Raw genomic sequence first — 25781 nt, forward strand, 5'->3', positions numbered from 1 at the left:
ACGTCATGGAACGCAAGGGGGGCTCGGTGGTGGTGACGGAAAGGCGGAGTCAGGTGGACGTGCGGCGGGTCAGGACGAGCAGGCCCGCGGTGACGAGCCCGGCGGCGTGCAGGCACAACGCCGGGACGATGCCCACGACCTCCCCCAGCACCCCGGCCGCCGCCATGCCGAGCAGCGAGGTCACGGCCTGGGCACTGCCGAGCAGCCCGATGACGCCGCCCCGGCGATCGTCGGTGGTGGCCGTCTGGGCCAGCGTCGTGAACCCGGCCATCGCGGCCGCCGCGGGCAGCCCGGCCAGCGCGATCAGCAGCAGGGCGGGCCACAACGCGTCCAGCGCGAGGGGGTAGGCGAACAGCGCGAGGTCCAGCAGCCCGAACGCGACCGTCCCCCAGCCGAGGAGCGTGCGCGGCGCCGGGTCGCGCCGGGGTAAGGCCACGGCCAGCGCGCCGGCCAGGCCGCCGACCGCCTGCACCGACAGGAACAGACCGTACGCGTCGCCCTGGCCGCCCAGGACGTCCGCCACGAAGGGGGCGGCGAGCGTGGCGAAGATCCCTTCACCCAGCCCCGTGATCACCATGTACGCGACCAGCAGCCGGATACCGGCGTTCCCCATGGCCAGCCGCAGCCCGGAGGCCCACTGGGCGCGGACGGACGGCGCCCGCGTGCCGGACGGCGGCCGGGCCGGGACACGCAGGGTCGCCTGCAGTGCCGCGGAGATCATGAAGCTGGCCGCGTCGAGCAGGACGATCGCGGGCAGCCCACCCGCCGTGACGGCTACGCCGCCCAGCATCGCGCCGAGCAGGCGGGCGAGCTGGCCGCTCTGGCCGTGCAGGGCGTTGGCCCGGACGAGCCCGGAGGCGGGCACGAGCTGCGGGACGAGCGCCCGTTGCGCCGGGGCGAGCAGAGTGCCGAGCACGCCGGTCCACAGGGCGACCGCGTAGACGATCCAGACCTGGGCCGGGTCGCGTACCGCCAGCAGGGGCAGCAGCCCCAGCCCGAGCAGCACGTCGGTGACGACCAGCAACCGGCGGCGGTCCCAGCGGTCGGCCAGCACCCCGGCGACGGACCCGAGCAGGACGTGGGGCATCCGGGAGACCAGCAGCATGATCGCGGTGGACAAGGTGGAGCCCGTCAGGCGGTAGACGTGGAACGCCAGCCCGGTGCTGATCACCCAGTCGCCCGTCTGGGACACGACGGACGCGACCAGCAACCGCCCGAACCCACGCCCTCCACCCACCAGCGCCCGCACCCCACCATCCCGCCCCGACGCCTCCGCGACGGGCCGCCCACCGGCACGGTCGGCGAGCGATTCCACGGCCGGCCGCTCACCGGCGCGGTCGGCAAGCGGCTCAGTGGCAGGCCGTTCACCGGCGCGGTCGGCAAGCGGCTCCGGGCCGGGTCTTTCGCCCGCTTGGCCGGCCGCCCCGGTGAGGCTGCGGCGCTCAGTCACCGGAGGCCGTCGGAGCGAGGGGGATCAGCAGTTGGGTCATCAGCACGGGCCGGGCTCCTTCGGGGCGGGCCGCCGTGTCGTCCACGCGGGCCATCAACGGCCGCAGCAGGTCCGCGACGGCGTCGCTGAGCGCCGTGACCTCCGCCGGGGTGACGTAGAGGTAGCTGTTGCCGATGCCGCCGACGCCCCGCCAGGGCTCCTCCTCGTCGCGCCGCGCCTGCTGCCATTCCACCAGCCGCGACAACGCCCGCTCGGCCATGACCTGCTCCAGCAGGCTCCGGGCGGCCGACTGCTCCGCCCCCGCCACGTCGTCGTCCCACACCTGGACGCTGACGGTGACCTTCCAGGGCCGCTCCCGCTCGTCGCGCGCCTCGGCCTGCTCCACCAGGCCGTACTTGGCCAGTTGCCGCAGGTGGTAGGAGGCCAGCGCCTGGCTGATGCCGACCTCGCGGGCGGCGTCGGCGGCGGTGGTGGCCCCCGCCCGCAACAACAGCTCGTGCAACGCCAGCCGGACCGGATGGGCGAACGCCCGCATCGCGGCCGGATCGTTGAGCACCAGCCGCCGCCCCGAGGATTCCAAAGACATGCTTGGAATGTTCCGCCACCCCGGCGACCGATGTCAAGGATTCCTTTGGAATCCGTCCGGTGGTCGCCCGGCAGGCGCGGGAGCCACCTCCGGCCGTGTACGGATCGCATGACCTGCGGAGTAATCGACGGCGTACGGGCGCGCCGGAAGACTGGGGGCATGACGACGACGAGGGGCATCCGGCGGTGCCGTGGATCCGGCCCTGGTCCGGCCGGGACGAGGTGGCCGATCACTACCGGTCGCTGGGCACGCATCACGTGCCGGAGCTGAACGCCACCACGGTGCGGCAGATTCTGGTGGACGGGCCGGACGCCGTGGTGCTGGGACGGATCGTGCAGACCGTGCGCGCCCACGGGGTTTCCTACACGTCGCCGTTCGCGCTGCATCTGACCGTCGAGGACGGGCTGATCACCCGTTGCCACATCTACGAGGACAGCCTGACGGTCGCGGAGGCCGTGAGCGCCAAGGGGTGAGCGGGCGGCGCGCCACCGGCGGGACCGGTGGCGCGCCGGGTCAGCGCTGGATCAGCGGTGGATCAGCGGTGGATCAGCGGTGGATCAGTGGTGGTAGGCGTGGACGACGGCGTGGCCCTTGCCGCGTCCGATGATCCACTTGTTGATCGGGGTCGTGACGAGGAACGCCACCACCAGCGAGATCGCCAGGGCCGCCCAGAACAGGACGGACGCGAGCCCGGCGTCCATCGCGCCCGGGATGATCAGCATGACGCCGTTGTCGACGATCTCCATGACGAGGATGGACAGCGTGTCGGCGGCCAGGGCGAGGCGCAGCGCGTTGCGCCAGTCCACGCCGGCCCTGAACAGCCCGCGCAGGGTGAGCGCGTAACCGAAGAAGAACGCCAGGACGATGGCCAGGACGACGCTGGGCAGGTTGTGCCAGCCCAGAGCGGTGGCGATCACCATACCGAGCACCTCGCCGATGGCACACCCGGTGAGGCAGTGCAGCGTCGCGGAGGCGGCCACCCCCCAGGTCGCCTGCATCGTGTGCCCGTGGCCTCCGCCGTCATGCTGCGCGTGGTCGCCGTGGGCGGATTCCTGGTGGTGGGCGTGGTGGGCGTGGTCGCCGTGGGCGGAGTCCTGACCGTGGTGGGCGTGCGCGCCGGGGGCGGCGGTGTGGGGGTGGGGGTGGGGGTCGGGGTGGGGGTCGGGGGCAGCGTCCTGGTCGTGGGGGTGGGGGTCGGGGTGACCGGAGTCGTGCCGACCGTGCCTCATAGATTCCGACATTTGCTACCTTCTACCTCGAACAGCCACATCTCAACCCGCGCAAACCTATACCCCCCATCTGTATTCGGCAATGTTCGGTACCGTTTTGCCCCTCGACCAGGTCAGAGACCCCCGCCGCCCCACCCGGCCCGGGTTACGGTGATCACCACAGTCCGTACGGTCGGAGGGATGGGATGGACGGCCGTGCCCCGCTCCGGCTGCGCGTCAACGGGCAGCCGCACGAGCCGCCGGCGGACCCGCGCGTGTCACTGCTCGACTTCCTGCGCGACCACCTCCGCCTGACCGGCACGAAGAAGGGCTGCGACCAGGGAGCCTGCGGCACGTGCACCGTCCTGGCCGACGGCCTGCGGGTCTACGCGTGCCTGCTGCTCGCCGTCCAGTGCGTGGGGATGGAGATCGTCACCGTCGAGGGCCTGGCCGACGACGAGCTGGGGGCGCGGGTGCAGGAGGCGTTCGTCCGGCACGACGCGCTGCAGTGCGGATACTGCACACCCGGCCAGGTCTGCTCGGCCGTCGGCCTGCTGGCCGAGCTCCGGGACGGCGTGCCCAGCGCCGCGACGCCCGACCTGACCGCTCCCCCGGGCGAGCTGACCGACGCCGAGCTCGGCGAGCGCATGGCGGGCAACGTGTGCCGGTGCGGGACGTACCACCACATCGCCGCCGCCATCAGGGAGGTGGCCGCGACGTGAGGGAGTTCGTCTACCTGCGGGCGGCGAGCGTGGCGGAGGCCGTCGCGATGGCCTCGGACGACGGCCCGGCCCGCTACCTGGCCGGCGGGACGAACCTGGTCGACCTCCTGCGGGAGGAGGTCGAGCGTCCGGCCCGGGTCGTGGACATCTCGGGCCTGCCGCTGTCGGCCGTCGAGGACCTGCCCGGCGGCGGCCTGCGGCTCGGCGCGCTGGCCGGCAACACCCAGGTGGCGGCCGACGCGCGGGTGCGGCGGCGGTATCCGGTGCTCGCCCGCGCCATCCTGGCGGGCGCCTCGCCGCAGCTGCGCAACCGGGCGACCGTCGGCGGCAACCTGCTGCAACGTACGCGCTGCCGCTACTTCTACGACACCGGCGCCGCCTGCAACAAGCGCACGCCCGGCGCGGGCTGCGACGCGCTGGAGGGCTTCAACCGCGCGCACGCCGTCCTGGGGGCGAGCCCGAGCTGCGTGGCCGTCCACCCGTCGGACATGTGCGTGGCGCTGGCCGTCCTCGACGCGACCGTCAACCTGACGGGGCCCGAAGGGGAGCGGAGCGTCCCGTTCACCGGCTTCCACGTCCTGCCCGGCCTGACGCCGCAGGTGGAGACCGTGCTGCGGGACGGCGAACTGGTCACCAGCGTGGACCTGCCGCCCGCGCCGCCGGGACACGGGACGTACGCCAAGGTCAGGGACCGGGCCGGGTTCGCGTTCGCGCTGGTGAGCACGGCGCTGCTGCTGCACGTCGAGGACGGCCGGATCGTGTTCGCCCGGGTAGCGCTCGGCGGGGTGGCGCACAAGCCGTGGCGCGCCCGCGCGGCCGAGGACCTGCTGGAAGGAGCGACGGCGGACGCGGCCTCCTTCGAGCGGGCCGCGAGCCTGGCCCTGGCCGACGCCCGCCCGCTGCGGCACAACGGCTTCAAGCCGATCCTGGCCGCCCGCCTGGTCCGCCGCACCCTCACCGAACTCGCCGCCATCACGCCGTAGATCCGCCGCGCGCCCGGCGTCCCGGGCGAGTAGGTCTGGTAACCATGACGCTGAGGACGTTCTACCCGCCCGTCGAGCCCTACGAGAGCGGCCTGCTCGACGTCGGCGACGGCGCCGAGATCTACTGGGAGACCTGCGGCAACCCCGACGGCAAGCCGGTCGTCGTCCTCCACGGCGGCCCCGGCGGCGGCCTGCTGCCGGTGCAGCGCCGCTTCTTCGACCCGGCCGCCTACCGGATCGTCCTGTTCGACCAGCGCAACTGCGGACGCAGCCGCCCGCACGCGGGCGACCCCGGCGTGTCGCTGGCGGCCAACACGACCTGGCACCTGGTCGCGGACATGGAGCTGCTCAGACGGCGGCTCGGGATCGACCGCTGGCAGGTGTTCGGCGGCTCGTGGGGGACGACCCTGGCCCTGGCGTACGCGCGCCGGCACCCCGGCCGGGTGACCGAGCTGGTGCTGCGCGGCGTCTACCTGGCGAGCGCGGCCGACGAGGAGTGGGCGTTCACCGGCTCGGGGGCGGCCCGGCTGTTCCCCGCGGAGTGGACGGCCTTCCGCGACGCGATCCCGGAGCCCGAGCGGGACGACCTGCTCGCCGCCTACCACCGCCGCCTGTTCGACCCGGACCCGGAGGTGCACCTGCCGGCGGCGCGGGCGTGGGCGGCGTGGGAGCTGGCGGCCAACACGCTGCTGCCCGTCCCTCCCCCGCCCCTGGAGGACCGGGAGGTGCTGGGCTTCGCCCGGATCGAGGCGCACTACTTCACCCGGCGCTGCTTCCTGGAGGAGGGCGAGCTGCTCGACGTGGCGGCGATCCGGCACGTCCCCTGCGTCATCGTCAACGGCCGCTACGACATGAAGACGCCGCCCGACGCCGCCTGGGAGCTGCACCGCGCCTGGCCGGAGGCCGAGCTGCGGATCGTCGAGGACGCCGGCCACGGCGGCGCCGAACCGGGCACCCTGCACGAGCTCGTCAGGGCCACCGACGGCTACCGCCGGAAGGCCCGTGCACCACACGATTCGTGATCTACACTACGAATTTGTAGTGGTTTTGCGGGACTTGCTGGTTCCGTGCACCTCTGCTCACCGTTGTTGACATGTCACCACGTTCGCAGCCTGCCGCGGAGCAAGACGTGATCCGGATCGCCGTGATCGACGACCACGAGCTGATCCGCCATGGGCTGGAGTACCTCCTTCACCGGCACGAGGACCTGAAGGTGGTGCTGCGGGGCTCGTCCGTCGGGGACCTGCGCGGCTTCGACGCCGGGTACGACGTGCTGATCCTCGACCTCTACCTGGCCGAGGACCGGCCGTGCCTGGCCGCGGTCAAGGAGCTGGCCGCCGTCACGCGGGTCCTCATCGTGTCGGCCTCGGGACGGCCCGCCGACGTACTGGCGGCGATCCGCGGCGGAGCCAACGGCTACGTCACCAAGGACGCCCCCTCCGAGCTCATCGTCGCCGCCGTGCGCACGGTGGCCACGGGCGGCTTCTACCTGTCGGCGGGCCTGGCCGACATCCTGCAGAGCGAGCTGGACGACACCACCCGTCCGCCCGCCGGGGACGGTGGCGGCGAGGACGCCGAGGCGAGGCCCCGGCTGTCGGCCCGGGAGGAGGAGACCCTGTCCTACATCGCCCAGGGCTTCACCCACGCCCAGGTGGGCCGCCGGATGGGTGTCAGCAAGGCCACGGTCGACACCTACGTCGAGCGCATCAGGGCCAAGCTCCAGGTCGGCAACAAGGCCGAGCTCACGCGCGCGGCGCTCAACCGGCTCGAACGCCGCGACCGGCCGTGAGCCCCCCGCGCCCGCCGGGGACGGCGGTCGCCGGCATCGAGCGCAGCCGGGCCATCACCATGGTGGTCGTCCGGGTGGGCGCGCTGGTGCTGTGCGGGTCGCTGGAGGTCCTGGGCGACGGGCGGTGGCTGACGCTTGGGCCGCTGCCGTACCTGCTGGGCGTGATGGGGGCCGTCAGCCTGCTGGTGTGCGTGGTCACGACCGTCCGCGCCGCGCTCGCGCCGCGCGCGCTGCTCGCCGCGGACCTGGGCCTGGTGACCGTGGCGGTGCTGGCCGCCGGTCACTACGCGGGCTCGCGGGTGACCGACGGCTGGCCGGGCACGGTCCTGCCGTACGTGCTGCTCGTCGGCATCATGGCCGGGATCTCCTTCCGCACGTTCCCGGTCGTGCTGGCGTGGACGGCGGCGCTGGGCGGCGCGCTGGTCCTCGGTTACGTCCAGGCGGATCTGGCGTGGTGGGCCGGCCTGCCGCACGTCGCCGGGCTGACGACGAACGCCACGATGGCCGCGTACGTCATGCGCATCCTGTTCAGGACCGCCCGCGACCTGGACGAGGCCAGGGCCGGAGAGCTGCGCCGCTCGGCGCAGCTGTCGCAGGAGCGCGAGCGCGGCCGGACGGCCCGCGTGCTGCACGACCGGATCCTGCAGACCATGGAGGCGCTGACCCGCGACGGCTGGATCGCCGACGCCTCGGTCAGGGCGCGGGTGGCGGAGGAGTCGCAGTGGCTGCGCGCCTTCCTGCGCGGCGACGACGGTGACCCGGCCGAGGACGTCGTGGCCGCTCTGGAGGAGGTGGTGCGGCAGGCCGTCGGCAGCGGGTTGCGGGTGGAGTTCAACGCGGGACGGCTGCGTTCCGCGCCGGAACGCGAGGGCATGCCCGCCGAGGTCGTCGAGGCGCTGAGCGGCATCCTGCGCGAGGCGCTGACGAACGTGCGCAAGCACGCGGGCGTGCGGCACGCCGTGGTGCGGGCGGAGTGCCGGTCCGGGACGCTGGCGCTGAGCGTGCTCGACCACGGCAGCGGCTTCGACCCGGACGCGCCCACGACCGGCCTCGGCATCGCCCGGTCCATCCGGGAGAGCGCCCGCGCGGTGGGCGGCAGCGCCGACGTCGAGGCCGCGCCCGGCGAGGGGACGCTGGTGTCGGTGCGCATCCCGCTGCCGTCCGGCGAATGACGTCCTGTCAACGCACCACGAGCCGCACGACAGATCCGGACCCGCCGCCCGGCCCCCGATCGCGCCGACGAACCCGAACTCTCCCTGGAGGTGGCCGAAGCTGCTCCGGACCGGCCTTCGACGGCTGCCTCGAACTGCGGCGGGCGCCGACGGCACGCGGGGGGGTCAGCCGAAGCCCTGGGGGCACAGGAAGCTCTTGATCGAGGCGGGGGCGTTCGCCAGCAACGCCGGGCGGTCCTGCTGGGAGCAGAAGTTGCTGCCGATGTCGGCGTCGAGGAACCGTGTGGCGTTCCGCCGGGCGATGAGGTCGATGCCGCCGACGCTCGGCGAGCTGAGCTCCGCGGCGACCCAGGAGCCGACGCAGCGTTTGCGGGCGACCACGGCGTCCTGGGGAAGGCTGCCGCCGTTCAGCGCGGCGGCCTCGCGCAGGATCGAGCCCGAGGACGCGCACGGCAGCGCGCGGGGCCTGTGCGTGGTGGGCGTGTCCTCGGGCGTCTTCTCGGGGGTCTCCTCCGGGGTGCCGGTCTCGGTCGGGGTGTCCTCCGGGGTGTGCGTCTCCTCGGGGGTCTCGCTCTCCTCGGGGGTGTCCGTCGGGTCCGGGTCGGCGGAGGTGGCGGGCGGGTCGGTGTAGGCGGAGGTGGTGGGGCCGTCGTCCGGGGACTGCAGCGCCTCCGGCGTCCCGGCCGCGTTCAGCGCGAACGCCGCGCCGACCCCCACGACCGCGACGACCGCCACGGCGGCGACCGCCACCGGCCACAGCGGCGCCCGCCTCCCGGACGGGGACGGCGGCCCCTGCCCGCCAGACGGGGGCGGCGGCGTCAGGGAGAGCGTGCCGGGCGGAGGTGGCGGCGGCGTCAGGCTGAGCGTGCCGGACGGCGGCCGCGGCAGAAGCACGGTGCCCGACCCCGAGCGGAGTGCGGCGAGCAGGTCGCCGGACCCCGGACGCGCCGCCCGGTCCTTGGCGAGCGCCCCACGGACCAGGTCGCGCACGCCCTCGGGCACCTCGGACAGGTCGGGATCGACGCTCATGACCCGGTAGGCGAGCACGTCCGGCGCCCCGATCCCGAACGGCGGCCGCCCGGTCGCGGCGTAGACCATCAGCGCGCCCCAGGCGAAGACGTCGGCGGCGGCGTCGGCCTGGTCACCCCGGTACTGCTCGGGGCTGATCCAGCCGGGCGAGCCGATGAGCGCGCCGGTGCCGGTCAGCCCGCTCTCGTCGAGGGCCCGCGCGATGCCGAAGTCCAGCACCTTCGCCCCGGACGCGGCCACGATCACGTTGCCCGGCTTGAGGTCGCGGTGGACGATCCCGGCCCGGTGGATGTCGGTGAGCGCCTCGGCGATGTCCACCCCGAACGCACCCAGCTCGTCCGGCGGCAGCGGCCCGTGGTCGCGTACGTGATCGGTCAGCGTCTGGCCGGGCACGAACTCGGTGGCCAGCCACGGCGGCGAGGCGGCGGTGTCGGCGGACAGGACCGCGACCGTGCATCGCCCGCGCACCCGCGACAGCACCTCCACCTCGCGGACGAACCGGTCGTGGAAGTGCGGGTCGGCCGCCAGCCCCGGATGGATGACCTTGACCGCGACCCGGGCCCCGTCGGGCGCGACCCCGGCGTAGACGACGCCCATGCCGCCCGCGCCCATCCGGCCCACGATCCGGTAGGGACCGATCCGCTCGTGCTCGTCCATCTCCAGGGGGCCGAAACCGCCGGGGTCGCTCATCGTGCTCCCGATCGCCGGATCTTCGCAACAGCGACGATCTTATTGACCATCGGTGTAAAGCGCGCCCCCTCAGGCGGTTGCTTCGTCGAGGAGCTCCAGGAGATGCCGGTAGGTCTGGCCGGTGGCGCGGGTCAGGCCCAGCTCGCAGGTGCGGTTGACCGAGGCGTGGGCGGCGCAGCCCGCCTCGGCCACGGAGGCGGCCTCGGCGCGGGTGGCCGAGGCGGTCAGCTCGGGGTGCAGCAGGCCGCGGTCGCCGGCGAAGGCGCAGCACTGCCAGCCGTCCGGGATCACCACCTGCTCGGCGACCGCCTCGGCGACGCGGGCGACGGCGGCGTCCAGGCCGAGGCGGGTGGAGGAGCAGGTCGGGTGGAGCGCCAGCGACGGCAGGCGGCGCGCCTCGGGCAGGCGGGGCAGGATGTGCTCGGCGGTGAAGGCGACCGCGTCGACCACCTGGAGGCCGGGCACCAGGTGGGCGTAGCCCTCGGTGCAGGAGGCGGCGTCGCTGACCACGGGCAGGCGGCCGCCGTCGGTGGCCCGCGCGAGCACGTCGCCGACGCGCTCGCCCATGGCCTCCTGGCCTCCGGCGAAGCCCTTGGACGACCACGGGGTGCCGCAGCACAGGCTGGCGATCTTCTCGGGGACGTGCAGCGTCACCCCCGCGCGGGCGGCCAGGCGCTGGAAGGCGGTCATCACGCCGGGGCCGCCGTCGGCGGGGGCGAAAAGGGTGTTCAGGCAGGACGGCAGGTAGACGGCGTCGGCGCCCCCGGCCGGGGACGGGCGGCGCCTGGTCCCGCCGCGCGGCAGGTCGCGGCTCCAGCTCGGGACGTCGTCCGCGCCGGCCAGGGCGCGGGCGGCGCGGGAGGCGGCCTCCGGGAGCGCGGGCGGGACGGCGGCGGCGGTGTCGAGGGCCAGGTTCATGGCGCGGGTGACGCCGTCCCAGTGGCGGGCGGCGCTCGTCCAGGCCCGGCGGGCGGACCGGCCGTGGCGCTCGGCGCGCAGGCGTTTGGTCAGGTCGCCGGTGTTGATGAGGACGGGGCAGGCGGTGGCGCACATGCCGTCCACGGCGCAGGTGTCCACGGCGTCGTAGGCGTAGGCGTCCTCCAGCTCGCGGGCCAGGGCGTCGTCGCCGGCCGCCCGGGCCGCGGCCAGCTCGCGGCGCAGCACGATGCGCTGGCGCGGGGTGGTGGTCAGGTCGCGGCTGGGGCAGACCGGCTCGCAGTAGCCGCACTCGACGCAGCGGTCGACCTCGGGTTCGACGGTCACGACGGTCTTGAGGTCGCGCAGGTGGGCCTCGGGGTCGTCGGTGAGGACGACGCCGGGGTTGAGCGTTCCGGCCGGGTCGCACAGGCGTTTGACCTCGCGCATCACCTCGTACAGCTCGTCGCCGTACTGGCGGCGCACGAACGGGGCCATGACGCGGCCGGTGCCGTGCTCGGCCTTCAGCGTGCCGCCCCTGGCCAGGACGGCCTCGACCATGTCCTCGGTGAACTCGGCGTAGCGGTCGAGGTCGGTGGCGAAGCGCTCGTTGAGCATGAAGTGCAGGTTGCCGTCCTTGGCGTGGCCGAAGACGACGCTGCGCTCGTAGCGGTGCTCGGCGAACAGGCGGGTCAGGTCGTCGCACAGGTCGGCCAGGGCGGGCACGGGGACGGCGACGTCCTCCAGCAGGGCGGTCGTGCCGCTGGGGCGGGCGCCGGCGACGGTGGCGTACAGGCCCTTGCGGATGTGCCACAGCGCGGCCCGGCCGCCGGCCTCCCTGCTCAGCCGGGCGGGGGTGGCCAGGCGCAGCCCGGCGAAGAGCCGCTCGGCGGCCTGTTCGCGCTCGGTGAGCAGCTCGGCGTCGGTCTCCTGCCATTCGATCAGCAGCGCGGCGTGCTCGGCGACGGCCAGCGCGCGCAGCGCGTCGTCGGCCTTGGGGTCGGTCTGCGCGACGCGCAGCGACTCGGCGTCCAGCAGCTCGACGGCGGCGGGCCCGGCGGCCACCAGCTCCGGCATCGTGGCCATCGCCGCCCGCAGCGTCGGGAAGACGAGCAGGCCGGTGGCGGCCAGCCGATGGGCGGGGACGGTGCGGAAGACGGCCTCGGCGACGAAGCCGAGGGTGCCCTCGCTGCCGATGACCAGGTGGGCGAGGATCTGCGCCGGGCCGTCGTGGTCGAGGAAGCTGTTCAGGCCGTAGCCCATGGTGTTCTTCAGCGAGAACTGGGCCTGGACGCGGCGCACCGAGTCGGGGTTGCCGCGCACGCGGTCGCGCAGCCGTTCGAGGCCGGCCGCGAGGTCGGGCTCCAGGGCGCGCAGCCGCTCGTCGGCGTCGGGGGCGCCGGTGTCGACGACGGTGCCGCTCGGCAGCACCAGCGTCATCGACTCCAGCGTCTGGTAGGTGTTGGCGTGCGTGCCGCAGGTCATGCCGCTGGAGTTGTTGGCCACGACGCCGCCGATCGTGCAGGCCGACTCGCTGGCCGGGTCGGGGCCCAGCTTGCGCCCGTACGGGGCCAGGCGGGCGTTGACCTGCCGCAGCACCGCGCCGGGCTGGACCCGTACCCGGGCGCCGCCGTCGAGGACCTCGATCGAGCGGAAGTGCCGGCGGGTGTCCACGAGCAGGTGCTCGCTGACGCCCTGGCCGCTCAGGCTGGTGCCCCCGGAGCGGAACGTCAGCGGCAGGCCGGTGCGCAGCAGCGCGGCGACCTGGCCGGCGCTCTCGGCCACCAGCACGGCCTGCGGGGTCAGCAGGTAGTGGGAGGCGTCGTGGGCCATGCCGAGCCGGTCGCTCGCGCGGGCGCGGGTGATCCCCGGGACGGCCGTCTCGACCGCCGCCAGGACGGCGGCGTCCGGCGCGTTCAGCCGTCGCGGTTCACGGTGGGTCATGCTCGTGCTCACTTCCGAGTTCATTACCGGGGGTCGATGTGGATCTTGGGCCCCGGGCCGGCGCCGGACGGTCGCCGTCCGGCCAGGACGCCGGCCGTGTCCGCCAGCCCGACCGTGGCGGCCACCAGCGAACGGGCGTCCACCGAGCCGCCGGCGTAGGCGTCGATGGCCCCGGCCAGCCCCGCCGAGCCCCCCAGGACGCCGACCGCGGTGACGTCCTTGAGCACCAGGTCGCGGGTGTCGAGCGTGGACGGCGTGCCGGCCAGGCCGATGTAGACGACGCGGCGGGCGGGTTCGGCCAGGCCGAGGGCGAACGCGGGCAGCTCGGCGGCGTTGGTGGCGTCGAGGACGGCGTGCCAGGGCAGGCCGGGCAGGGTCGCCCGCGTCCAGGCGTGCCGGAAGCCGAGGTCGGCGGCCAGGCGCAGGTCGGCCTCGGCGCGGCCCATGAGGTGCACGTCGGCGCCGCCGGCGCGCGCGAACAGCGCGGCCAGCAGGCCGATCGTGCCCGTGCCCAGAACCAGCAACCGCTCCCCCGCCTCCAGCCCCGCCGCGCGGACGGCGCGTAAGGCGTTGCCACCGGGCTCGACCAGCGCGCCCAAGGTCTCGTCCACCGTATCGGGCAGTGCGTGGAGCGCCGCGACCGGGACGGCCAGCCGCTCGGCCAGCGCCCCCGCGGCGCCCCGGCTGATGCCGAGCTCGGCCAGGTCGGGGCACACGTGGTGGCGGCCCTGGCGGCAGCGGTCGCAGCGTCCGCAGCCGAGCATGGTGTCGCCGACGACCCGCCGCCCCAGCCACGACGGGTCCACGCCCTCGCCCACCTCGGCGACGCGCCCGCACCACTCGTGGCCGGGGCGCAGCGGGTAGCGGGAGCGGCCGGTGCGCAGGTAGCTCATCTCGCCGCTGAACAGCTCCATGTCGGTGCCGCACACACCGGCGCGCTCGACGTCCACGACGACCTGGCCGGGCCCGGCGGACGGGGGCTCGACCTCCTGGACCTCGGCCGCGCCCGGCCCGGTCAGGACGAGCGCCCGCACTACCGGGGCTCCACGACCCGCTGGCGCTGGCTGCCGAGCCCGTCGATGCCGAGCTCCATCACGTCGCCGGGCCGCAGCCAGATCTGCGGGTCGTGGCCCATGCCGACGCCGGGCGGGGTGCCGGTGTTGATCAGGTCGCCGGGCTCCAGCACCATGAACTGGCTCAGGTGGTGGACGATGACGTACGGGTCGAAGATCATCGTCTTGGTGTTGCCGGTCTGGCGGCGTACGCCGTTGACGTCCAGCCACATGCCCAGGTCGCGGACGTCGCCGAGCTCGTCGGGGGTGACCAGCCAGGGGCCGGCCGGGTTGAACGTCTCGGCCGACTTGCCCTTGCTCCACTGGCCGCCGCGTTCCATCTGGAAGGCGCGCTCGCTGACGTCGTTGACCACGCAGTAGCCGGCGATCGCGGCCGCGGCCTCCGCCGGTGAGTCGAGGTAGGAGGTGCGCCTGCCGATCACGATGCCGAGCTCCACCTCCCAGTCGGTCTTGGTGGCGCCGCGCGGGATGCGCACGTCGTCGTCCGGGCCGACCAGGGTGTTGGGCGACTTGGTGAACAGGATCGGCTCGGCGGGGACGGCCTGGCCGGTCTCGGCGGCGTGGTCGCTGTAGTTGAGGCCGATGCACAGGATCTGGTGCGGGCGGGCGATCGGCGCGCCGATCCGCTCGCCGGCGAACGCCTGCCGGGGGCCGTCGGCGACCCGTCCGGCGAGCAGGGCGGGGCCGCCCGCGGCGAAGAAGCGCTCGTCGAAGTCGGGGGTGAGGTCGGAGACGTCGACGTAGTGGTCGTCGTCCACGCGGACGACCGGCTTCTCGGCGCCGGGCGCGCCGATGCGCATGAGGTACAAGGGATTCTCTCCAGTTCTGCGGGGGTCAGGGAAGGTCTTGTCCGGCGGCGAGCGCGCGGATGGCCGGCACGTCCTCCACGAGCGCCCGCAGGGGCGTGCGGTAGGCCAGGCCGCTGATGCTGATCGCGCCGCTCGGCACGGTGGGCGAGGTCAGGTACGCCGGGACCGCCACGCAGTTGACGCCCGGCTCGTTCTCCTGGTCGTCGGCCGCGTAGCCCTGCTCGCGGACGCGCACCAGCTCGGCGTGCAGCTCCTCGGCGGTGCCGATCGAGCGTTCGGTGGGCCGTTCCAGCCGCCGGCCCCCCACCCAGGCGCGCACGGCGGCCTCGTCGCGCAGCGTCTCGGCCAGCAGCACCTTGCCGACACCGGTGCAGTGGGCCGGGTTGCGCCCGCCGACGACCGAGGTCAGCCGCACCGCGCCGGACGGCGGGTCGAGCTTGGACCGGTAGACCACCGACGCGCCCTCCAGCACCGCGTAGTGGACGGTCTCGCCGTAGCGGTCGCACAGCGCCTGGAGGATCGGGGTGACGCGGACGTGGTCGGGCCGGGCCTCGTGATGGGCGAAGGCCATGCGCAGGAACTCGTCGCCGAGCACGTAACGGCCGTGGCCGTTGCGGACGGCGAACCCGGCGCGGCGCAGCGCGGCCAGGGCGCGGTGGGCGGTCGGCTTCGGGCTGGACACCGCGCGGGCCATCTCCTCCAGCCCGATGCCGTCGGGATGCCGGGCTAGCTCGGCCAGCACGGCCAGCACGCGGTCGGCTCCCACGAGCTTGGCGTCGCTGTCGGACATGTTCCGAAGGTTAGACCACCGTTCCGGAAAACGGAAGTTCGCTCCCTCCGCGCCCTCCGTTGACGCAACCGAATGGTTGCCATAATGTGGCAACCATTCGGTTGCTACTAGTTGGAGGCCGCAATGAGTGTTCCTGTCGCGACCGTTGAGGCCGCCCCGCCGCGCCTCGACGGCAGACAACGATTGATCGCGTTCGTCCTGCTCGGCGCCGGTTTCATGCTGGCGGTCGACTTCTCGATCCTGAACGTCGCCCTTCCCCAGGCCGGCGCGGGCGTCGGGCTGAGCCCGGCCCAGTGGCCCTGGATCACCTCGGCGTACGCGCTGCCGGCGGCCGGGTTCACCCTCGTGTTCGGCCGGACGGCGGACCTGTTCGGCCGCCGCAAGCTGTTCCTGGCCGGCATGGTCGTCCTGGCCGGGGCCTCCCTCCTCGGCGGCTTCGCCGACGGGCCCGGGACGCTGCTGACCGCCCGCGTGCTGCAGGGCCTGGCCACGGCGATGACGATCCCCGCCGCGCTGTCGCTGCTCACCACCACCTTCAAGGAGGGCCCGCTGCGCGCCCGCGTCCTCGGGCTGAACGGCGCCCTGCTGTCGGGCGGGTTCACCGTCGGCGCGCTGCTCGGCGGCGCCCTGGTCAGCCTGCTGAGCTGGCGGGCGGCGTTCCTGTTCAACGTGCCGGTCGCGGTGGCGATCGTGGTGCTGACGCCGTTCCTGATCCGCGAGAGCGTGCTGCCGGAGCGGGTGCGGCTGGACCTGCCCGGCGCGGTCACCGTGACCGGCGGCCTGCTGGCCGTGATCTACGCGGCCGTCGAGACCGACCTGGTGGCGGCCGTCGTCGGCGTGGTGCTGCTGGGCGCGTTCTGGCGGATCGAGCTGCGCGCGCCGGCGCCGCTCGCGCCGGTGCGCATCCTGCGGCGGCCCACGGTGAAGTGGGGCAACTTCGCCGGCTTCGTGATCTTCACGATGGAGCCCGCCATGATCTTCCTGGTGACGCTGTACCTGCAACGCGTCCTGGGGCTGTCACCGCTGGCCACGGGCCTGGTGTTCGGGATACCCGGGCTGGCGTCGGTGGTCGCCGGCGTGATCGCGGGGCGGTTCGTCGGGCGCTACGGCAGCCGTCTGGTGCTGCTCGTGGGCATGACGGTCCAGGCCCTGGCGACCCTGCCCACCGTCCTGCTCGGGACCGGCTGGACGGCGCTCGCGGTGCTGGTCCCCGCGTTGTTCGTCGGCTTCTTCGGGCATGTCACCGCGATCGTCGCCTACACCGTCACCGGGACCTCGGGCCTGCCGGACGAGGAACAGGGGCTGGCGACCGGGCTGACGTCCATGACGCAGCAGGTGGCCGTCACCGTCGGCGTCCCGCTCCTCGGCGCCGTCGCCGCCACGCGCGGCGGGGAGCTGGCCGGCATCCGCCTGGCCCTGCTGGTGGACGTCGCGATGACGCTCGCCGCCGTCGCCCTCATCTCCTACGGCCTGCGCCGGCACCCACGGCCGGAGCAGTGACCGTCCACCGGTCGCCACAAGATGTGGCAACCTTTTCCCTGCTGCATATGGAGGTCGTCATGGGATTCCCCGATCGAGTCGAGCGCACCGTCGAGCTGGCGCACCCGCCCGGCAAGGTGTGGGCCGCGCTCACCACCCCCGAGGGGCTGGCCGCCTGGTTCGGCCAGGAGGCGGCGATCGAGCTGCGTCCCGGCGGGCCGGCGCGGATGAGCTGGAGCCACGGGCACACGGTCGACATGCGCGTGGAGCGTGTGGAGGAGCCGTCGGTGTTCGGCTTCACCTGGCCGGTCTTCGGCATGCCGGAGGACGACCTGCGCCGCACGTACGTCGAGTTCACCCTCGAACCGGCCGGCACGGGCACGCGGCTGACCGTCGTCGAGACCGGCTTCGCCCAGCTCCCCGACGACCACCACCGCAAGGCGTACGACGCCCACACCGAGGGGTGGGCGAGCGAGCTGGGCGAGCTGGTCGAGCACCTTGACGCCGCCTGACATCGAGGCGGTGGCCGAGCAGGTCTTCGTCGCCCTGGCCGACCCGAGCCGGCGCGCCATCCTGGCCGAGCTGGCCTCCCGGGGCCCGGCCACGGCGACCGACCTGGCCGCCCGCCTGCCGATCACCCGGCAGGCGATCGCCAAGCACCTGACACTGCTGGCCGAGGCCGGGCTGGTGACGGCCGAGCCGGGCGAGCGCCGCCGCGTCCGCTACCGGCTGCGCTCGGCCCCGATGCGGGTGGCCCAGCAGTTCCTGGCGGCGCTGGCGAGCGACTGGGACGGCCGCCTCGACGCGCTGAGGAACCACCTCGACGGCTGACCGCCCGTCCCCGCCCCGCTCACGCGGCCCGGCGGGGACGGGCGAGCCAGGAGAAGGACCCGGCCATCAGCAGCGCGACCAGCCCGCCGGCGACCATCACGGCCGATACCGAGTAGGCGTCGACGATCACGCCGCCCAGCAGCGCGCCGAGGGCGAAGGTCGCCTGGAACGAAGAGGTGAAGATGACGGTCGCCGCCTCCGGCGTGCCGGGCGCGGCCCGCAGGAACCACGCCTGGGAGCAGACCGGCACTCCGCCGTAGGCCAGCCCCCACAGCACCAGCAGCACGACGGCCCCGGCCTGGGACGTGCCGGCCAGGGGCAGCAGCGCGGTGGCGGCCGCGATCAGGCCGCCGCAGACGACGAACGTCGCGCGCGGCGCGGTGGCCACGGCCCGGCCAGCCAGGAAGTTGCCCGCGATCCCCGCCACGCCGTACGCCAGCAGGACGGCGCTGACGGCGGCCGGGGACAGCCGGGTGACGTGCTCCAGGAACGGGGTGACGTAGGTGTAGGTGCCGAAGTGCGCCAGCACGACGAGGAACGTGGCCAGCAGCGCGATTCTGGTGCCGTGCAGGCGCAGCAGGTCCAGCAGCACGCGCGAGCCGGTGGCCTGACGGGCGGGCAGCGGCGGCAGCAGGGTCAGCAGCGCGAGCAGCACGAGCACGGCCAGCCCGGCCAGCACCAGGAACGCCGTCCGCCAGCCCGCCAGGTGGCCGATGAGGGTTCCGGCCGGCACCCCGAGCACCGAGCCCAGCGGCACGGCCGAGAAGATCAGGGCCGTGGCGGCGCCCACGGCGGACGGCGGCACCAGCCGGGAGGCCAGCCCCGCCGCGATCGACCAGAAGCCGCCGATGGTGAGGCCGACGAGCACCCGCGAGACCAGCACGACCCAGTAGGCCCCGGCCACGGCCGCCAGGACGTCGGCGGCGGCCAGCACGGCCATCATGACGCAGAGCATCACGCGGCGGTCCAGGCGGCCGGTGGCCACGGTCAGGACGGGGGCCGCGACGGCGGCGACGAACCCGGGCAGCGTCATGGTGAGCCCGGCGGTGCCGTCGGTGACGCGGAAGTCGGCGCCGATGGTGGTCAGCAGGCCGATGGGCAGGATCTCGCTGGTGACGATGGCGAAGATGCCCAGGGTGATCGAGGCGACCGCGAGCCAGGAGATCAGCGGCGGGCGCGGCGGGGCGAGGGTGGTGGTGGTTGCCATGGTTCCGTTCCGGACAAGGAATGATCTACGGCGAACCAGCCAACCAGCCACGACGTCCCTGACACCGGCCGATTTCGGACCACACCATCACCCGCCTCCCGCTCCCCGGGAGGCGCTGTCAGTCGGCGTGGAGCGCGGTCCGGAGTCCGGCGAGCAGGTCGGGCGCGGCAGCGCCCGGCGTCCGGAGCCGGACCGACAGCAGCCGCCCGTTCCACCGGGCCGGGACGCGGTAGCGGTCGGAGACGGGCAGGCCGAGGTCGTGGCCGAGCCGCAACCCGGCCCCGCCGTGCTGGAGCGCGACCGGCAGCAGGCCGTCGAACGCCAGGGCGCCCACCACGACGTCCTCCTGCGTCAGGTGAAACGCCGATCCTCCGGGACCCGTCGTGTGGACGACGCCCACGGACCGGCGGCCGGCGGGAAGTGGACGGTCGGCGGTGAGCTCCAGCAGTTCCCCGGCCCGCGAGAAGGCGAAGGCCAGGCGGCCTTCCGTGACGTACAGGGCGAAGCCGCCGTTCCAGTCGCCCAGCGCGAACAGCACCCCTTCGGGCTCCGCCGCCGCCTCGATCTCGGCCGTCCAGCGGAAGCCGCCGAACAGCAGCGGCAGCGACTCGTCGCACACGGGCGAGGCCCCCGGCCGGAACGTGCGGTCGTCGCCGGGCGGCCAGGCCGGGCCGATGAGGGCGCCGAAGCGCGCCACGAGGTTGTCGAACAGCGGCAGGACGTTGTTGCGCCCGGCCTCCCGCTCCCACAGCCGCCGCAGCCCGGCGACCACCTCCGGATGGTCGGCGGACACGTCGGCGGCCTCGGAGAAGTCGGCCGCCAGGTCGAACAGCGCCCAGTGGTCGCCGTCGAGGTCCCGGCTGCCGGTCAGGAGCTCCTCCTCGTCCAGGACGCCCGTGGACACGTGGTCGGTGGTGACCTTCCAGCGTCCGTGGATGAGGGAACGTGAGCCCAGCATCTCGAAGTACTGGGTCTCGCGCGGCGCGGGCGCGGCGGCGTCGCCGAACGTGGCCAGGAAGCTGGCTCCGTCGACCGGCTGCTGCTCGATCCCGTCCACGACCGCCGGCGGCTCGATGCCGACGGCGTCCAGGAGCGTCGGGAACAGGTCGTTGACGTGCACGATCTGGTCGCGCACCGCGCCTCCGCCGGTGATCCCGGCCGGCCAGTGCACGATGAGCGGCGTACGGGTGCCGCCGAGCCAGGTGTAGCGCTTCCACAGCCGGAACGGCGTGTTCCCGGCCCACGCCCAGCCCCACGCGTAGTGGTTGTAGGTGCGCGGGCCGCCCCAGTCGTCGTGGTGGGCGAGGTTGTCCTCCAGGGACTCGCGGATGCCGGCGGAGAAACGGTGCTCGTTGACGCTGCCGTCCACGCCGCCCTCGGCACTGGCGCCGTTGTCGGAGAAGAGCACGACGATGGTGTCGTCGAGCCGCCCGGTCTCCTCCAGATGGGCGAGCAGGCGGCCGAGCTGGGCGTCGGCGTGGGTCAGGAAGCCCGCGAAGACCTCCTGCTGGCGGGCGTACAGGCGGCGCCGGTCGGCGGTGAGGTCGTCCCAGGCGGGCACCCAGTCCGGGCGCGGGGTGAGCACGGTGCCGGGCGGGACGACGCCGGTCTCCACCTGGCGCCGGAAGATCTCCTCCCGCCAGGCGTCCCATCCCCGGTCGAAGCGGCCGCGGTAGGGCTCGCTCCACTCGGGCCCGACGTGGTGCGGCGAGTGCGTGGCGCCCAGGCCGAGATAGAGGAGGAAGGGCTTGCCGGGGGCGGCGTGGCGCTGGTCGTCGAGGTAACGGACGGCCTGGTCGACGAGGTCTTCGGTGAGGTGGTAGCCCTCCTCGGGGGTGGCGGGCGGGTCCACGTGGTGGTTGTCCCGGACGAGGTTGGGCGCGTAGTGGTTGGTGTCGCCCTGCAGAAAGCCGTAGTGGCGCTCGAAGCCCAGGCCGAGCGGCCAGTGGCCGAACGGGCCCGCGGCCGAGCGCTCGTAGCGCGGCGTGAGGTGCCACTTGCCGACGGCCAGGGTGGAGTAGCCGTGGTCGCGCAGGATCCGCGGCAGGGTCGCGGCCGAGCGCGGGATGCGGGCGGTGTAGCCGGGGTGGTCGAGCGGGAGGTCGGCGAGGAAGCCCATGCCGACCGCGTGGTGGTTGCGCCCGGTGAGGAAGCAGGCGCGCGACGGCGAGCACAGGGCCGTGACGTGGAACCGGTTGTAGCGCAGGCCGCCCGCCGCGAGCCGGTCGATGTGCGGGGTGGCGATGTCGGAGCCGAAGCAGCCGAGCTGGGCGAAGCCGGTGTCGTCCAGGACGACGGCGAGCACGTTCGGGGCACGGTCCGGGGCACGGTCCGGGGCACGGTCCGGGGCACGGTCCGGGGCACGGTCCGGGGCACGGTCCGGGGCACCGTTGGAGGCACGGGGGGTCGGTTCTGCGGTCACGGCGAGGCTCCTGCGAGGAGAGGCGTACGGTCTTGGACAGCAGACGGCGGCAGAGTAAGACAGGGTGTCTTAATCCGCGACGATACCTCGGCGATCTGGAAAAGGTGGGAATGCAGGCCAAAGAGAAGATCCTCCTGGCGGCCGAACGGCTCTACGCCGAGCGCGGTCTCGACGTCTCGCTCCGGGAGATCGCCCTCGCGGCCGGGCAGGGCAACCATTCGGCGGTCCAGTACCACTTCGACGGCAAGGCCGGCCTGATCGACGCCCTGTACGCCCACCGCATGACCCCCCTCAACCACCGCCGCCGCGAGCTGATCGACGACCTGCGCGCCCACGGCCTGGAGCAGGACCTTCCCGCCCTGGTCGAGGCCTACCTCGCCCCGCTGGCCGAGCACGTGCTCACCCACCGGGGCGCGAGCTGGTACCTACGCTTCACCAGCCGGTACGTGCTGTCCGGCGCCTACCGGTCCTGGCCCTGCTCCAGCGACCACCACCCCGGCGTCGGCGAGCTGGCGGGCCTGCTGCGGCGGCGGCTGCCCGGCCTGACGCGGGAGCGCCTGCGGGTGCTCAACCTGCACGTCGTCGTGGTGCTGGCCGACCTGGAGCAGCGATTGGGCGACCCGGCCTTCGACGCCGCGCGGGCGGCGGCGGCCGTGGCCGACCTGCGCGTCACCGCCCACGCCCTGCTCACCGCCTAGCGTCCGGGCGCGAGGGCCACCGACGGCGTGCGGGCCAGGCGGGGCAGCACGTACTCGCCGACCCGGTAGGCCTCCTCCAGGTGCGGCCAGCCCGACAGGACGAACTCCGCCACCCCCGTGGCGGCGTACTCGCGCAGCAGCGCGGCGACCTCGTCGTACGAGCCGACCAGGGCGGTGCCCGCGCCCTCGCGGACCAGCCCGACCCCGGCCCACAGCCCCGGATGGATCTCCAGGTCGCGGGTGCCGCCGGCGTGCAGGTCCACCATGCGCCGCTGGCCGACGGAGTCGTAGCGGGCGAAGCGGCGCTGGGCGGCGGCCACGCGGACGGGGTCCATGCCCGCCAGCAGCCGGTCGGCCTCGGCCCAGGCGGCGGCCGAGGTGTCGCGGGCGATGACGTGCACGCGCAGGCCGTACCGGAGCTCGCGGCCCAGCGGCTCGGCCAGGGCGCGCAGCCGGGCGACGCGCTCGGCGACGGCCGCCGGCGGCTCGCCCCACATGAGCACCACGTCGGCGTGGCGGGCGGCGACCCGCTCGGCCGCCGGGGAGGCGCCGCCGAAGTAGAGCGGCGGGCGCGGGTCGAGCGGCGCGGCCAGCCCGCCGCCCTCCACGCGGTAGTGCTCGCCGTGGTGGTCGAACGGCACGCCGTCCCAGGCGCGGCGGAGCACGTGCAGGAATTCGGCGGTCCTGGCGTAGCGGGCGTCGTGGTCGAGGAAGTCGCCGTAGGCGCGCTGCTCGACGGGGTCGCCGCCGGTGACGACGTTGAGCAGCAGCCTTCCTCCGGAGATCTCCTGGAAGGACTGGGCCTGCTGGGCGAGCAGGGTGGGCAACGCGTAGCCGGTGCGGAAGGCGACCAGCGTCCTGAGCCGGTCGGTGTGCTGGGCCAGGGCCGCGCACACGATCCACGGGTCGGGGCAGCCCGCGCCGACGGGGGTGAGCGCGCCCTCGAACCCGGCCTGCTCGGCGGCCCTGGCGACCTGTGTCAGGTAGCCGAGCGTGGCGGGGCGGGCGGCCGGGCGGAAGGCGTCGGTGGTGGTGATGGCCGAGCGCACGTCGTGGCCGTCGCCGGTCGTGGGCAGGAACCAGTGAAAGCGCATCGGGGCTCCTCGGGACACCGGGCCATTGTCCTGCAAAAACGACTCGTTTAGTATGAAATAACCTCCGTCGCCGCGCAAGCCTCCGGGCACGCGGAACGCCCGGGGCAACCGCCCCGGGCGTTCCGGTCACGCTCAGGCCAGGTCGAACCGGTCGAGGTTCATGACCTTGTCCCACGCCGCGACGAAGTCACGGACGAACTTCTCCTTCGCGTCGTCGCTCGCGTAGACCTCCGCGACCGCGCGCAGCTCGGAGTTCGCGCCGAAGACGAGGTCGGCGCGGGTGCCGGTCCAGCGCACCTCGCCCGTGACGGCGTCGCGGCCCTCGAAGACGTTGGCGTCCTCGGTCGAGTGCCACGTCGTGCCCAGGTCGAGCAGGTTGGCGAAGAAGTCGTTGGTCAGCGTCCCCGGGGTCGTGGTGAGGACGCCGAGCGTCGACTGCCGGTGGTTGGCGCCCAGCACGCGCAGGCCGCCCACCAGGACGGTCATCTCCGGCGCGCTCAGCGTCAGCAGGTTGGCCCGGTCGAGCAGCAGGTACTCGGCCGGCAGGCGGTTGCCCTTGCCGAGGTAGTTGCGGAACCCGTCGGCGGTCGGCTCCAGCGCGGCGAACGACTCCACGTCCGTCTGCTCCTGCGTCGCGTCGGCCCGTCCCGGCGTGAAGGGCACCTGGACGTCGTAGCCGGCCTCCTTGGCGGCCCGCTCGACACCCGCGCACCCGGCGAGCACGATCAGGTCGGCCAGCGAGACCTGCTTGCCGCCGGTCTGAGCGCCGTTGAACGTCTTCTGGACGCCCTCCAGGGTGCCCAGCACGGTCGCCAGGCGGTCGGGGTCGTTGACCTCCCACGCGCTCTGCGGCTGCAGGCGGATGCGCCCGCCGTCGGCGCCGCCGCGCTTGTCGCTGCCGCGGAAGGAGGAGGCCGAGGCCCACGCGGTGGACACCAGCTCCGCCACCGACAGCCCCGAGGCGAGGATCTGCTCCTTGAGGGCGGCGACGTCGGCCGCGTCGACGAGCTCGTGCGTCACCGCGGGCAGCGGGTCCTGCCACAGCAGCGTCTCGGACGGGACCTCCGGGCCGAGGTAGCGGGCGACCGGGCCCATGTCGCGGTGGGTCAGCTTGAACCACGCGCGGGCGAAGGCGTCGGCGAGCTCGTCGGGGTGCTCCAGCCAGCGGCGGGTGATCTGCTCGTAGACCGGGTCCACGCGCAGCGACAGGTCCGTCGTCAGCATCGTCGGGGCGTGCCGCCTGGCCGGGTCGTGGGCGTCGGGGACGGTGCCGGCCCCGGCGCCGTCCTTCGGCCGCCACTGGTTGGCGCCCGCGGGGCTCTGGAACAGCTCCCACTCGTAGCCGTACAGGATCTCCAGGAAGCTGTTGTCCCAGGTCGTGGGGGTGTTCGTCCAGATGCCCTCAAGGCCGCTGGTGATCGCGTCGGCGCCCTTGCCGGTGCCGTGGCTGTTGCGCCAGCCGAGGCCCATCTGCTCGATCGGGGCGGCCTCGGGGTCGGGGCCGACGCTGTCGGCCGGGCCCGCGCCGTGGGTCTTGCCGAAGGTGTGACCGCCCACGATCAGGGCGGCGGTCTCCTCGTCGTTCATCGCCATGCGGCGGAAGGTCTCGCGGATGTCGCGGGCCGCGGCGAGCGGGTCGGGGTTGCCGTTGGGGCCCTCGGGGTTGACGTAGATGAGGCCCATCTGGACCGCGGCCAGCGGGTTCTCCAGCTCGCGGTCGCCGGTGTAGCGCTGGTCGCCGAGCCAGATGGACTCGGGGCCCCAGTAGACGTCCTCGTCGGGCTCCCAGGCGTCCTCGCGGCCGCCGGCGTAGCCGAAGGTCGTGAAGCCCATCGACTCCAGGGCCACGTTGCCGGTGAGGATCAGCAGGTCGGCCCAGGAGATCTTGCGGCCGTACTTCTTCTTGACCGGCCACAGCAGGCGGCGGGCCTTGTCGAGGTTGCCGTTGTCCGGCCAGCTGTTGAGCGGCGCGAAGCGCTGCTGCCCGGCCCCGGCGCCGCCACGTCCGTCACTGATCCGGTACGTGCCCGCGCTGTGCCAGGCCATCCGGATCATGAACGGGCCGTAGTGGCCGAAGTCGGCCGGCCACCAGTCCTGCGAGGTCGTCAGCACCTCGGCGATGTCCCGCTTGACGGCCGCGAGATCGAGGGTCTTGAACTCGGCGGCGTAGTCGAAGTCCGCGCCGAACGGGTTCGCCACGGCCGGGTTCTTGGCCAGGATCTTCAGGTTGAGCCGCTCCGGCCACCACTGGCGGTTGCCGCCGCCCTGGGTCGGGTGCGGGGCGCGCTCGTGCGCGACCGGGCAGCCGCCGCCGTCCTCCGACTTGGCGTCTGTGACGATCGCATCATGGTTCTCAGACATGGGAATCCTTCCGGACTAGGCGGATCGGGTGCTCAGGCACTGCTGCCGGTGGAACAGGCGGGACACAGGCCCCAATAGATGACCTCGGCCTCGTCGACGGCGAAGCCGCGGTCGTCGGAGGCGGTCAGGCAGGGCGCGTGGCCGACGGCGCAGTCGACGTCGGCCACGGCGCCGCACGACCGGCACACGAGATGGTGGTGGTTGTCCCCGACGCGGCCCTCGTACAGGGCCGAGCTGCCGGGAGGGTCGATGCGGCGGACGAGCCCCGCGGCGGCGAGCGCGTGGAGGGCGTCGTACACGGCCTGCAACGAGATATGACCCACGCGCTCGCGCACCCCGGAGGCGATCGCCTCGACCCCGAGATGGTCGCCGTCCCGGACGGTTTCGAGCAGCGCGACCCGGGCGGCGGTCACCCGCAGCCCGGCGCCACGCAGCTCCTCGGCGGTCGTCGGAGCGTTCGATGCGGTCATAGCCGCCAAACCTACCCACATAAACCTGAATGACACAAGAGAACGAATCATCCAAGTTT

At 73.9% G+C, this 25781-nt stretch carries 23 protein-coding genes; 10 read left to right on the forward strand and 13 right to left on the reverse strand.

The annotated features are described in order from the left end of the window. Window positions 1–49: 49 nt before the first annotated feature. Together AB0J97_RS12720 and AB0J97_RS12725 are read right to left on the reverse strand one after the other, a co-directional pair. The gene (locus tag AB0J97_RS12720) at window positions 50–1315 is read right to left on the reverse strand and encodes an MFS transporter (protein WP_364087664.1); all 1266 of its coding nucleotides are present in this window, start codon (window positions 1313–1315) and stop codon (window positions 50–52) included. A gap of 127 nt (window positions 1316–1442) precedes the next feature. Beyond that, window positions 1443–2036, reverse strand: coding sequence for a helix-turn-helix domain-containing protein (locus tag AB0J97_RS12725; protein WP_357697018.1), 594 nt, complete (start codon window positions 2034–2036; stop codon window positions 1443–1445). A 95-nt stretch (window positions 2037–2131) separates the two neighbouring features. On the opposite strand from AB0J97_RS12725, the gene AB0J97_RS12730 reads away from it, so the two are divergent. After that, the gene (locus AB0J97_RS12730) at window positions 2132–2509 is read left to right on the forward strand and encodes a nuclear transport factor 2 family protein (RefSeq protein WP_364087671.1); all 378 of its coding nucleotides are present in this window, start codon (window positions 2132–2134) and stop codon (window positions 2507–2509) included. An 84-nt stretch (window positions 2510–2593) separates the two neighbouring features. Here AB0J97_RS12730 and AB0J97_RS12735 read toward each other — a convergent pair whose 3' ends face one another. After that, window positions 2594–3265, reverse strand: coding sequence for a DUF4396 domain-containing protein (locus AB0J97_RS12735; protein WP_364087674.1), 672 nt, complete (start codon window positions 3263–3265; stop codon window positions 2594–2596). Window positions 3266–3450: 185 nt separating this feature from the next. Between AB0J97_RS12735 and AB0J97_RS12740 the strand changes: the two genes are divergently transcribed. The 5 genes from AB0J97_RS12740 (at window position 3451) to AB0J97_RS12760 (ending at window position 7910) form a co-directional block, all read left to right on the forward strand. Next, the gene (locus AB0J97_RS12740; protein WP_364087676.1) at window positions 3451–3966 is read left to right on the forward strand and encodes a 2Fe-2S iron-sulfur cluster-binding protein; all 516 of its coding nucleotides are present in this window, start codon (window positions 3451–3453) and stop codon (window positions 3964–3966) included. After that, a complete protein-coding gene (locus AB0J97_RS12745) occupies window positions 3963–4949 on the forward strand; it encodes a xanthine dehydrogenase family protein subunit M (protein WP_364087678.1) in 987 nt (328 codons plus the stop codon). Before AB0J97_RS12740 ends, AB0J97_RS12745 begins: the two co-directional genes overlap by 4 nt. A gap of 50 nt (window positions 4950–4999) precedes the next feature. Further along, a complete protein-coding gene (gene pip / locus AB0J97_RS12750) occupies window positions 5000–5971 on the forward strand; it encodes a prolyl aminopeptidase (protein WP_364088065.1) in 972 nt (323 codons plus the stop codon). A gap of 107 nt (window positions 5972–6078) precedes the next feature. Then, entirely contained in the window at window positions 6079–6738 is a 660-nt protein-coding gene (locus AB0J97_RS12755) for a response regulator transcription factor (RefSeq protein WP_364087680.1), read from the forward strand. After that, window positions 6735–7910, forward strand: a complete 1176-nt coding sequence (locus AB0J97_RS12760; RefSeq protein WP_364087682.1) for an ATP-binding protein — start codon at window positions 6735–6737, stop codon at window positions 7908–7910. The genes AB0J97_RS12755 and AB0J97_RS12760 overlap by 4 nt, the downstream gene beginning before the upstream one ends. Before the next feature lie 165 nt (window positions 7911–8075). Here AB0J97_RS12760 and AB0J97_RS12765 read toward each other — a convergent pair whose 3' ends face one another. From AB0J97_RS12765 to AB0J97_RS12785, 5 genes are all read right to left on the reverse strand, one after another. Beyond that, window positions 8076–9629 carry a serine/threonine-protein kinase gene (locus AB0J97_RS12765; protein WP_364087684.1) on the reverse strand — a complete coding sequence of 518 codons (1554 nt, stop codon included), beginning with the start codon at window positions 9627–9629 and terminating at the stop codon, window positions 8076–8078. A 69-nt stretch (window positions 9630–9698) separates the two neighbouring features. Further along, the gene (locus AB0J97_RS12770; protein ID WP_364087686.1) at window positions 9699–12488 is read right to left on the reverse strand and encodes an FAD-binding and (Fe-S)-binding domain-containing protein; all 2790 of its coding nucleotides are present in this window, start codon (window positions 12486–12488) and stop codon (window positions 9699–9701) included. Window positions 12489–12511: 23 nt separating this feature from the next. Then, window positions 12512–13522: an alcohol dehydrogenase catalytic domain-containing protein gene (locus AB0J97_RS12775; protein ID WP_364087688.1), complete on the reverse strand. Its 1011-nt coding sequence runs from the start codon at window positions 13520–13522 to the stop codon at window positions 12512–12514. Continuing rightward, window positions 13522–14370, reverse strand: a complete 849-nt coding sequence (locus AB0J97_RS12780; RefSeq protein WP_357697000.1) for a fumarylacetoacetate hydrolase family protein — start codon at window positions 14368–14370, stop codon at window positions 13522–13524. The genes AB0J97_RS12775 and AB0J97_RS12780 overlap by 1 nt, the downstream gene beginning before the upstream one ends. 25 nt (window positions 14371–14395) lie before the next feature. Next, complete coding sequence (locus tag AB0J97_RS12785; protein WP_364087691.1) at window positions 14396–15160, reverse strand: IclR family transcriptional regulator; 765 nt, start codon at window positions 15158–15160, stop codon at window positions 14396–14398. A gap of 123 nt (window positions 15161–15283) precedes the next feature. On the opposite strand from AB0J97_RS12785, the gene AB0J97_RS12790 reads away from it, so the two are divergent. The 3 genes from AB0J97_RS12790 to AB0J97_RS12800 are packed head-to-tail and all read left to right on the forward strand — an operon-like array spanning window position 15284 to window position 17470. Beyond that, on the forward strand, window positions 15284–16660 hold the full coding sequence (locus AB0J97_RS12790; protein WP_364087697.1) for an MFS transporter: 1377 nt from the start codon (window positions 15284–15286) through the stop codon (window positions 16658–16660). Between the two features lie 59 nt (window positions 16661–16719). Further along, a complete protein-coding gene (locus tag AB0J97_RS12795) occupies window positions 16720–17151 on the forward strand; it encodes an SRPBCC domain-containing protein (protein WP_357696994.1) in 432 nt (143 codons plus the stop codon). After that, the gene (locus tag AB0J97_RS12800; protein WP_364087700.1) at window positions 17138–17470 is read left to right on the forward strand and encodes a metalloregulator ArsR/SmtB family transcription factor; all 333 of its coding nucleotides are present in this window, start codon (window positions 17138–17140) and stop codon (window positions 17468–17470) included. The genes AB0J97_RS12795 and AB0J97_RS12800 overlap by 14 nt, the downstream gene beginning before the upstream one ends. Window positions 17471–17489: 19 nt before the next feature. On the opposite strand, the gene AB0J97_RS12805 is transcribed toward AB0J97_RS12800, so the two are convergent. Both AB0J97_RS12805 and AB0J97_RS12810 read right to left on the reverse strand, forming a co-directional pair. Then, entirely contained in the window at window positions 17490–18677 is a 1188-nt protein-coding gene (locus AB0J97_RS12805; RefSeq protein ID WP_364087703.1) for an MFS transporter, read from the reverse strand. A gap of 118 nt (window positions 18678–18795) precedes the next feature. Continuing rightward, a complete protein-coding gene (locus tag AB0J97_RS12810; protein WP_364087706.1) occupies window positions 18796–20982 on the reverse strand; it encodes an arylsulfatase in 2187 nt (728 codons plus the stop codon). A gap of 227 nt (window positions 20983–21209) precedes the next feature. Here AB0J97_RS12810 and AB0J97_RS12815 point away from each other — a divergent pair, with 227 nt between their 5' ends. After that, complete coding sequence (locus tag AB0J97_RS12815; protein ID WP_364087708.1) at window positions 21210–21797, forward strand: TetR family transcriptional regulator; 588 nt, start codon at window positions 21210–21212, stop codon at window positions 21795–21797. On the opposite strand, the gene AB0J97_RS12820 is transcribed toward AB0J97_RS12815, so the two are convergent. The 3 genes from AB0J97_RS12820 to AB0J97_RS12830 form a co-directional block, all read right to left on the reverse strand. Next, window positions 21794–22891 (reverse strand): LLM class flavin-dependent oxidoreductase, encoded by a 1098-nt coding sequence (locus AB0J97_RS12820; RefSeq protein ID WP_357696985.1) that lies wholly within the window; start codon window positions 22889–22891, stop codon window positions 21794–21796. The genes AB0J97_RS12815 and AB0J97_RS12820 overlap by 4 nt on opposite strands. A 132-nt stretch (window positions 22892–23023) precedes the next feature. After that, window positions 23024–25252: a catalase/peroxidase HPI gene (katG, locus tag AB0J97_RS12825; protein ID WP_364087712.1), complete on the reverse strand. Its 2229-nt coding sequence runs from the start codon at window positions 25250–25252 to the stop codon at window positions 23024–23026. Window positions 25253–25284: 32 nt separating this feature from the next. Next, window positions 25285–25722 carry a Fur family transcriptional regulator gene (locus AB0J97_RS12830; protein WP_364087714.1) on the reverse strand — a complete coding sequence of 146 codons (438 nt, stop codon included), beginning with the start codon at window positions 25720–25722 and terminating at the stop codon, window positions 25285–25287. Between the last annotated feature and the right edge of the window lie 59 nt (window positions 25723–25781).

The organism is Nonomuraea sp. NPDC049607, from assembly GCF_040675375.1.
Classification (GTDB): Bacteria; Actinomycetota; Actinomycetes; order Streptosporangiales; family Streptosporangiaceae; genus Nonomuraea.

What these genes read in the sequence shown, in the direction of transcription:
- AB0J97_RS12790 (WP_364087697.1), top strand. Translation starts at nt 15,284, where the DNA reads ATGAGTGTTCCTGTCGCGACCGTTGAGGCCGCCCCGCCGCGCCTCGAC.
- AB0J97_RS12820 (WP_357696985.1), bottom strand. Translation starts at nt 22,891, where the DNA reads ATGCGCTTTCACTGGTTCCTGCCCACGACCGGCGACGGCCACGACGTG.
- AB0J97_RS12735 (WP_364087674.1), bottom strand. Translation starts at nt 3,265, where the DNA reads ATGAGGCACGGTCGGCACGACTCCGGTCACCCCGACCCCCACCCCCAC.
- AB0J97_RS12785 (WP_364087691.1), bottom strand. Translation starts at nt 15,160, where the DNA reads ATGTCCGACAGCGACGCCAAGCTCGTGGGAGCCGACCGCGTGCTGGCC.
- AB0J97_RS12830 (WP_364087714.1), bottom strand. Translation starts at nt 25,722, where the DNA reads ATGACCGCATCGAACGCTCCGACGACCGCCGAGGAGCTGCGTGGCGCC.
- AB0J97_RS12805 (WP_364087703.1), bottom strand. Translation starts at nt 18,677, where the DNA reads ATGGCAACCACCACCACCCTCGCCCCGCCGCGCCCGCCGCTGATCTCC.
- AB0J97_RS12770 (WP_364087686.1), bottom strand. Translation starts at nt 12,488, where the DNA reads ATGACCCACCGTGAACCGCGACGGCTGAACGCGCCGGACGCCGCCGTC.
- AB0J97_RS12740 (WP_364087676.1), top strand. Translation starts at nt 3,451, where the DNA reads ATGGACGGCCGTGCCCCGCTCCGGCTGCGCGTCAACGGGCAGCCGCAC.
- AB0J97_RS12795 (WP_357696994.1), top strand. Translation starts at nt 16,720, where the DNA reads ATGGGATTCCCCGATCGAGTCGAGCGCACCGTCGAGCTGGCGCACCCG.
- AB0J97_RS12815 (WP_364087708.1), top strand. Translation starts at nt 21,210, where the DNA reads ATGCAGGCCAAAGAGAAGATCCTCCTGGCGGCCGAACGGCTCTACGCC.
- AB0J97_RS12765 (WP_364087684.1), bottom strand. Translation starts at nt 9,629, where the DNA reads ATGAGCGACCCCGGCGGTTTCGGCCCCCTGGAGATGGACGAGCACGAG.
- AB0J97_RS12725 (WP_357697018.1), bottom strand. Translation starts at nt 2,036, where the DNA reads ATGTCTTTGGAATCCTCGGGGCGGCGGCTGGTGCTCAACGATCCGGCC.
- katG (WP_364087712.1), bottom strand. Translation starts at nt 25,252, where the DNA reads ATGTCTGAGAACCATGATGCGATCGTCACAGACGCCAAGTCGGAGGAC.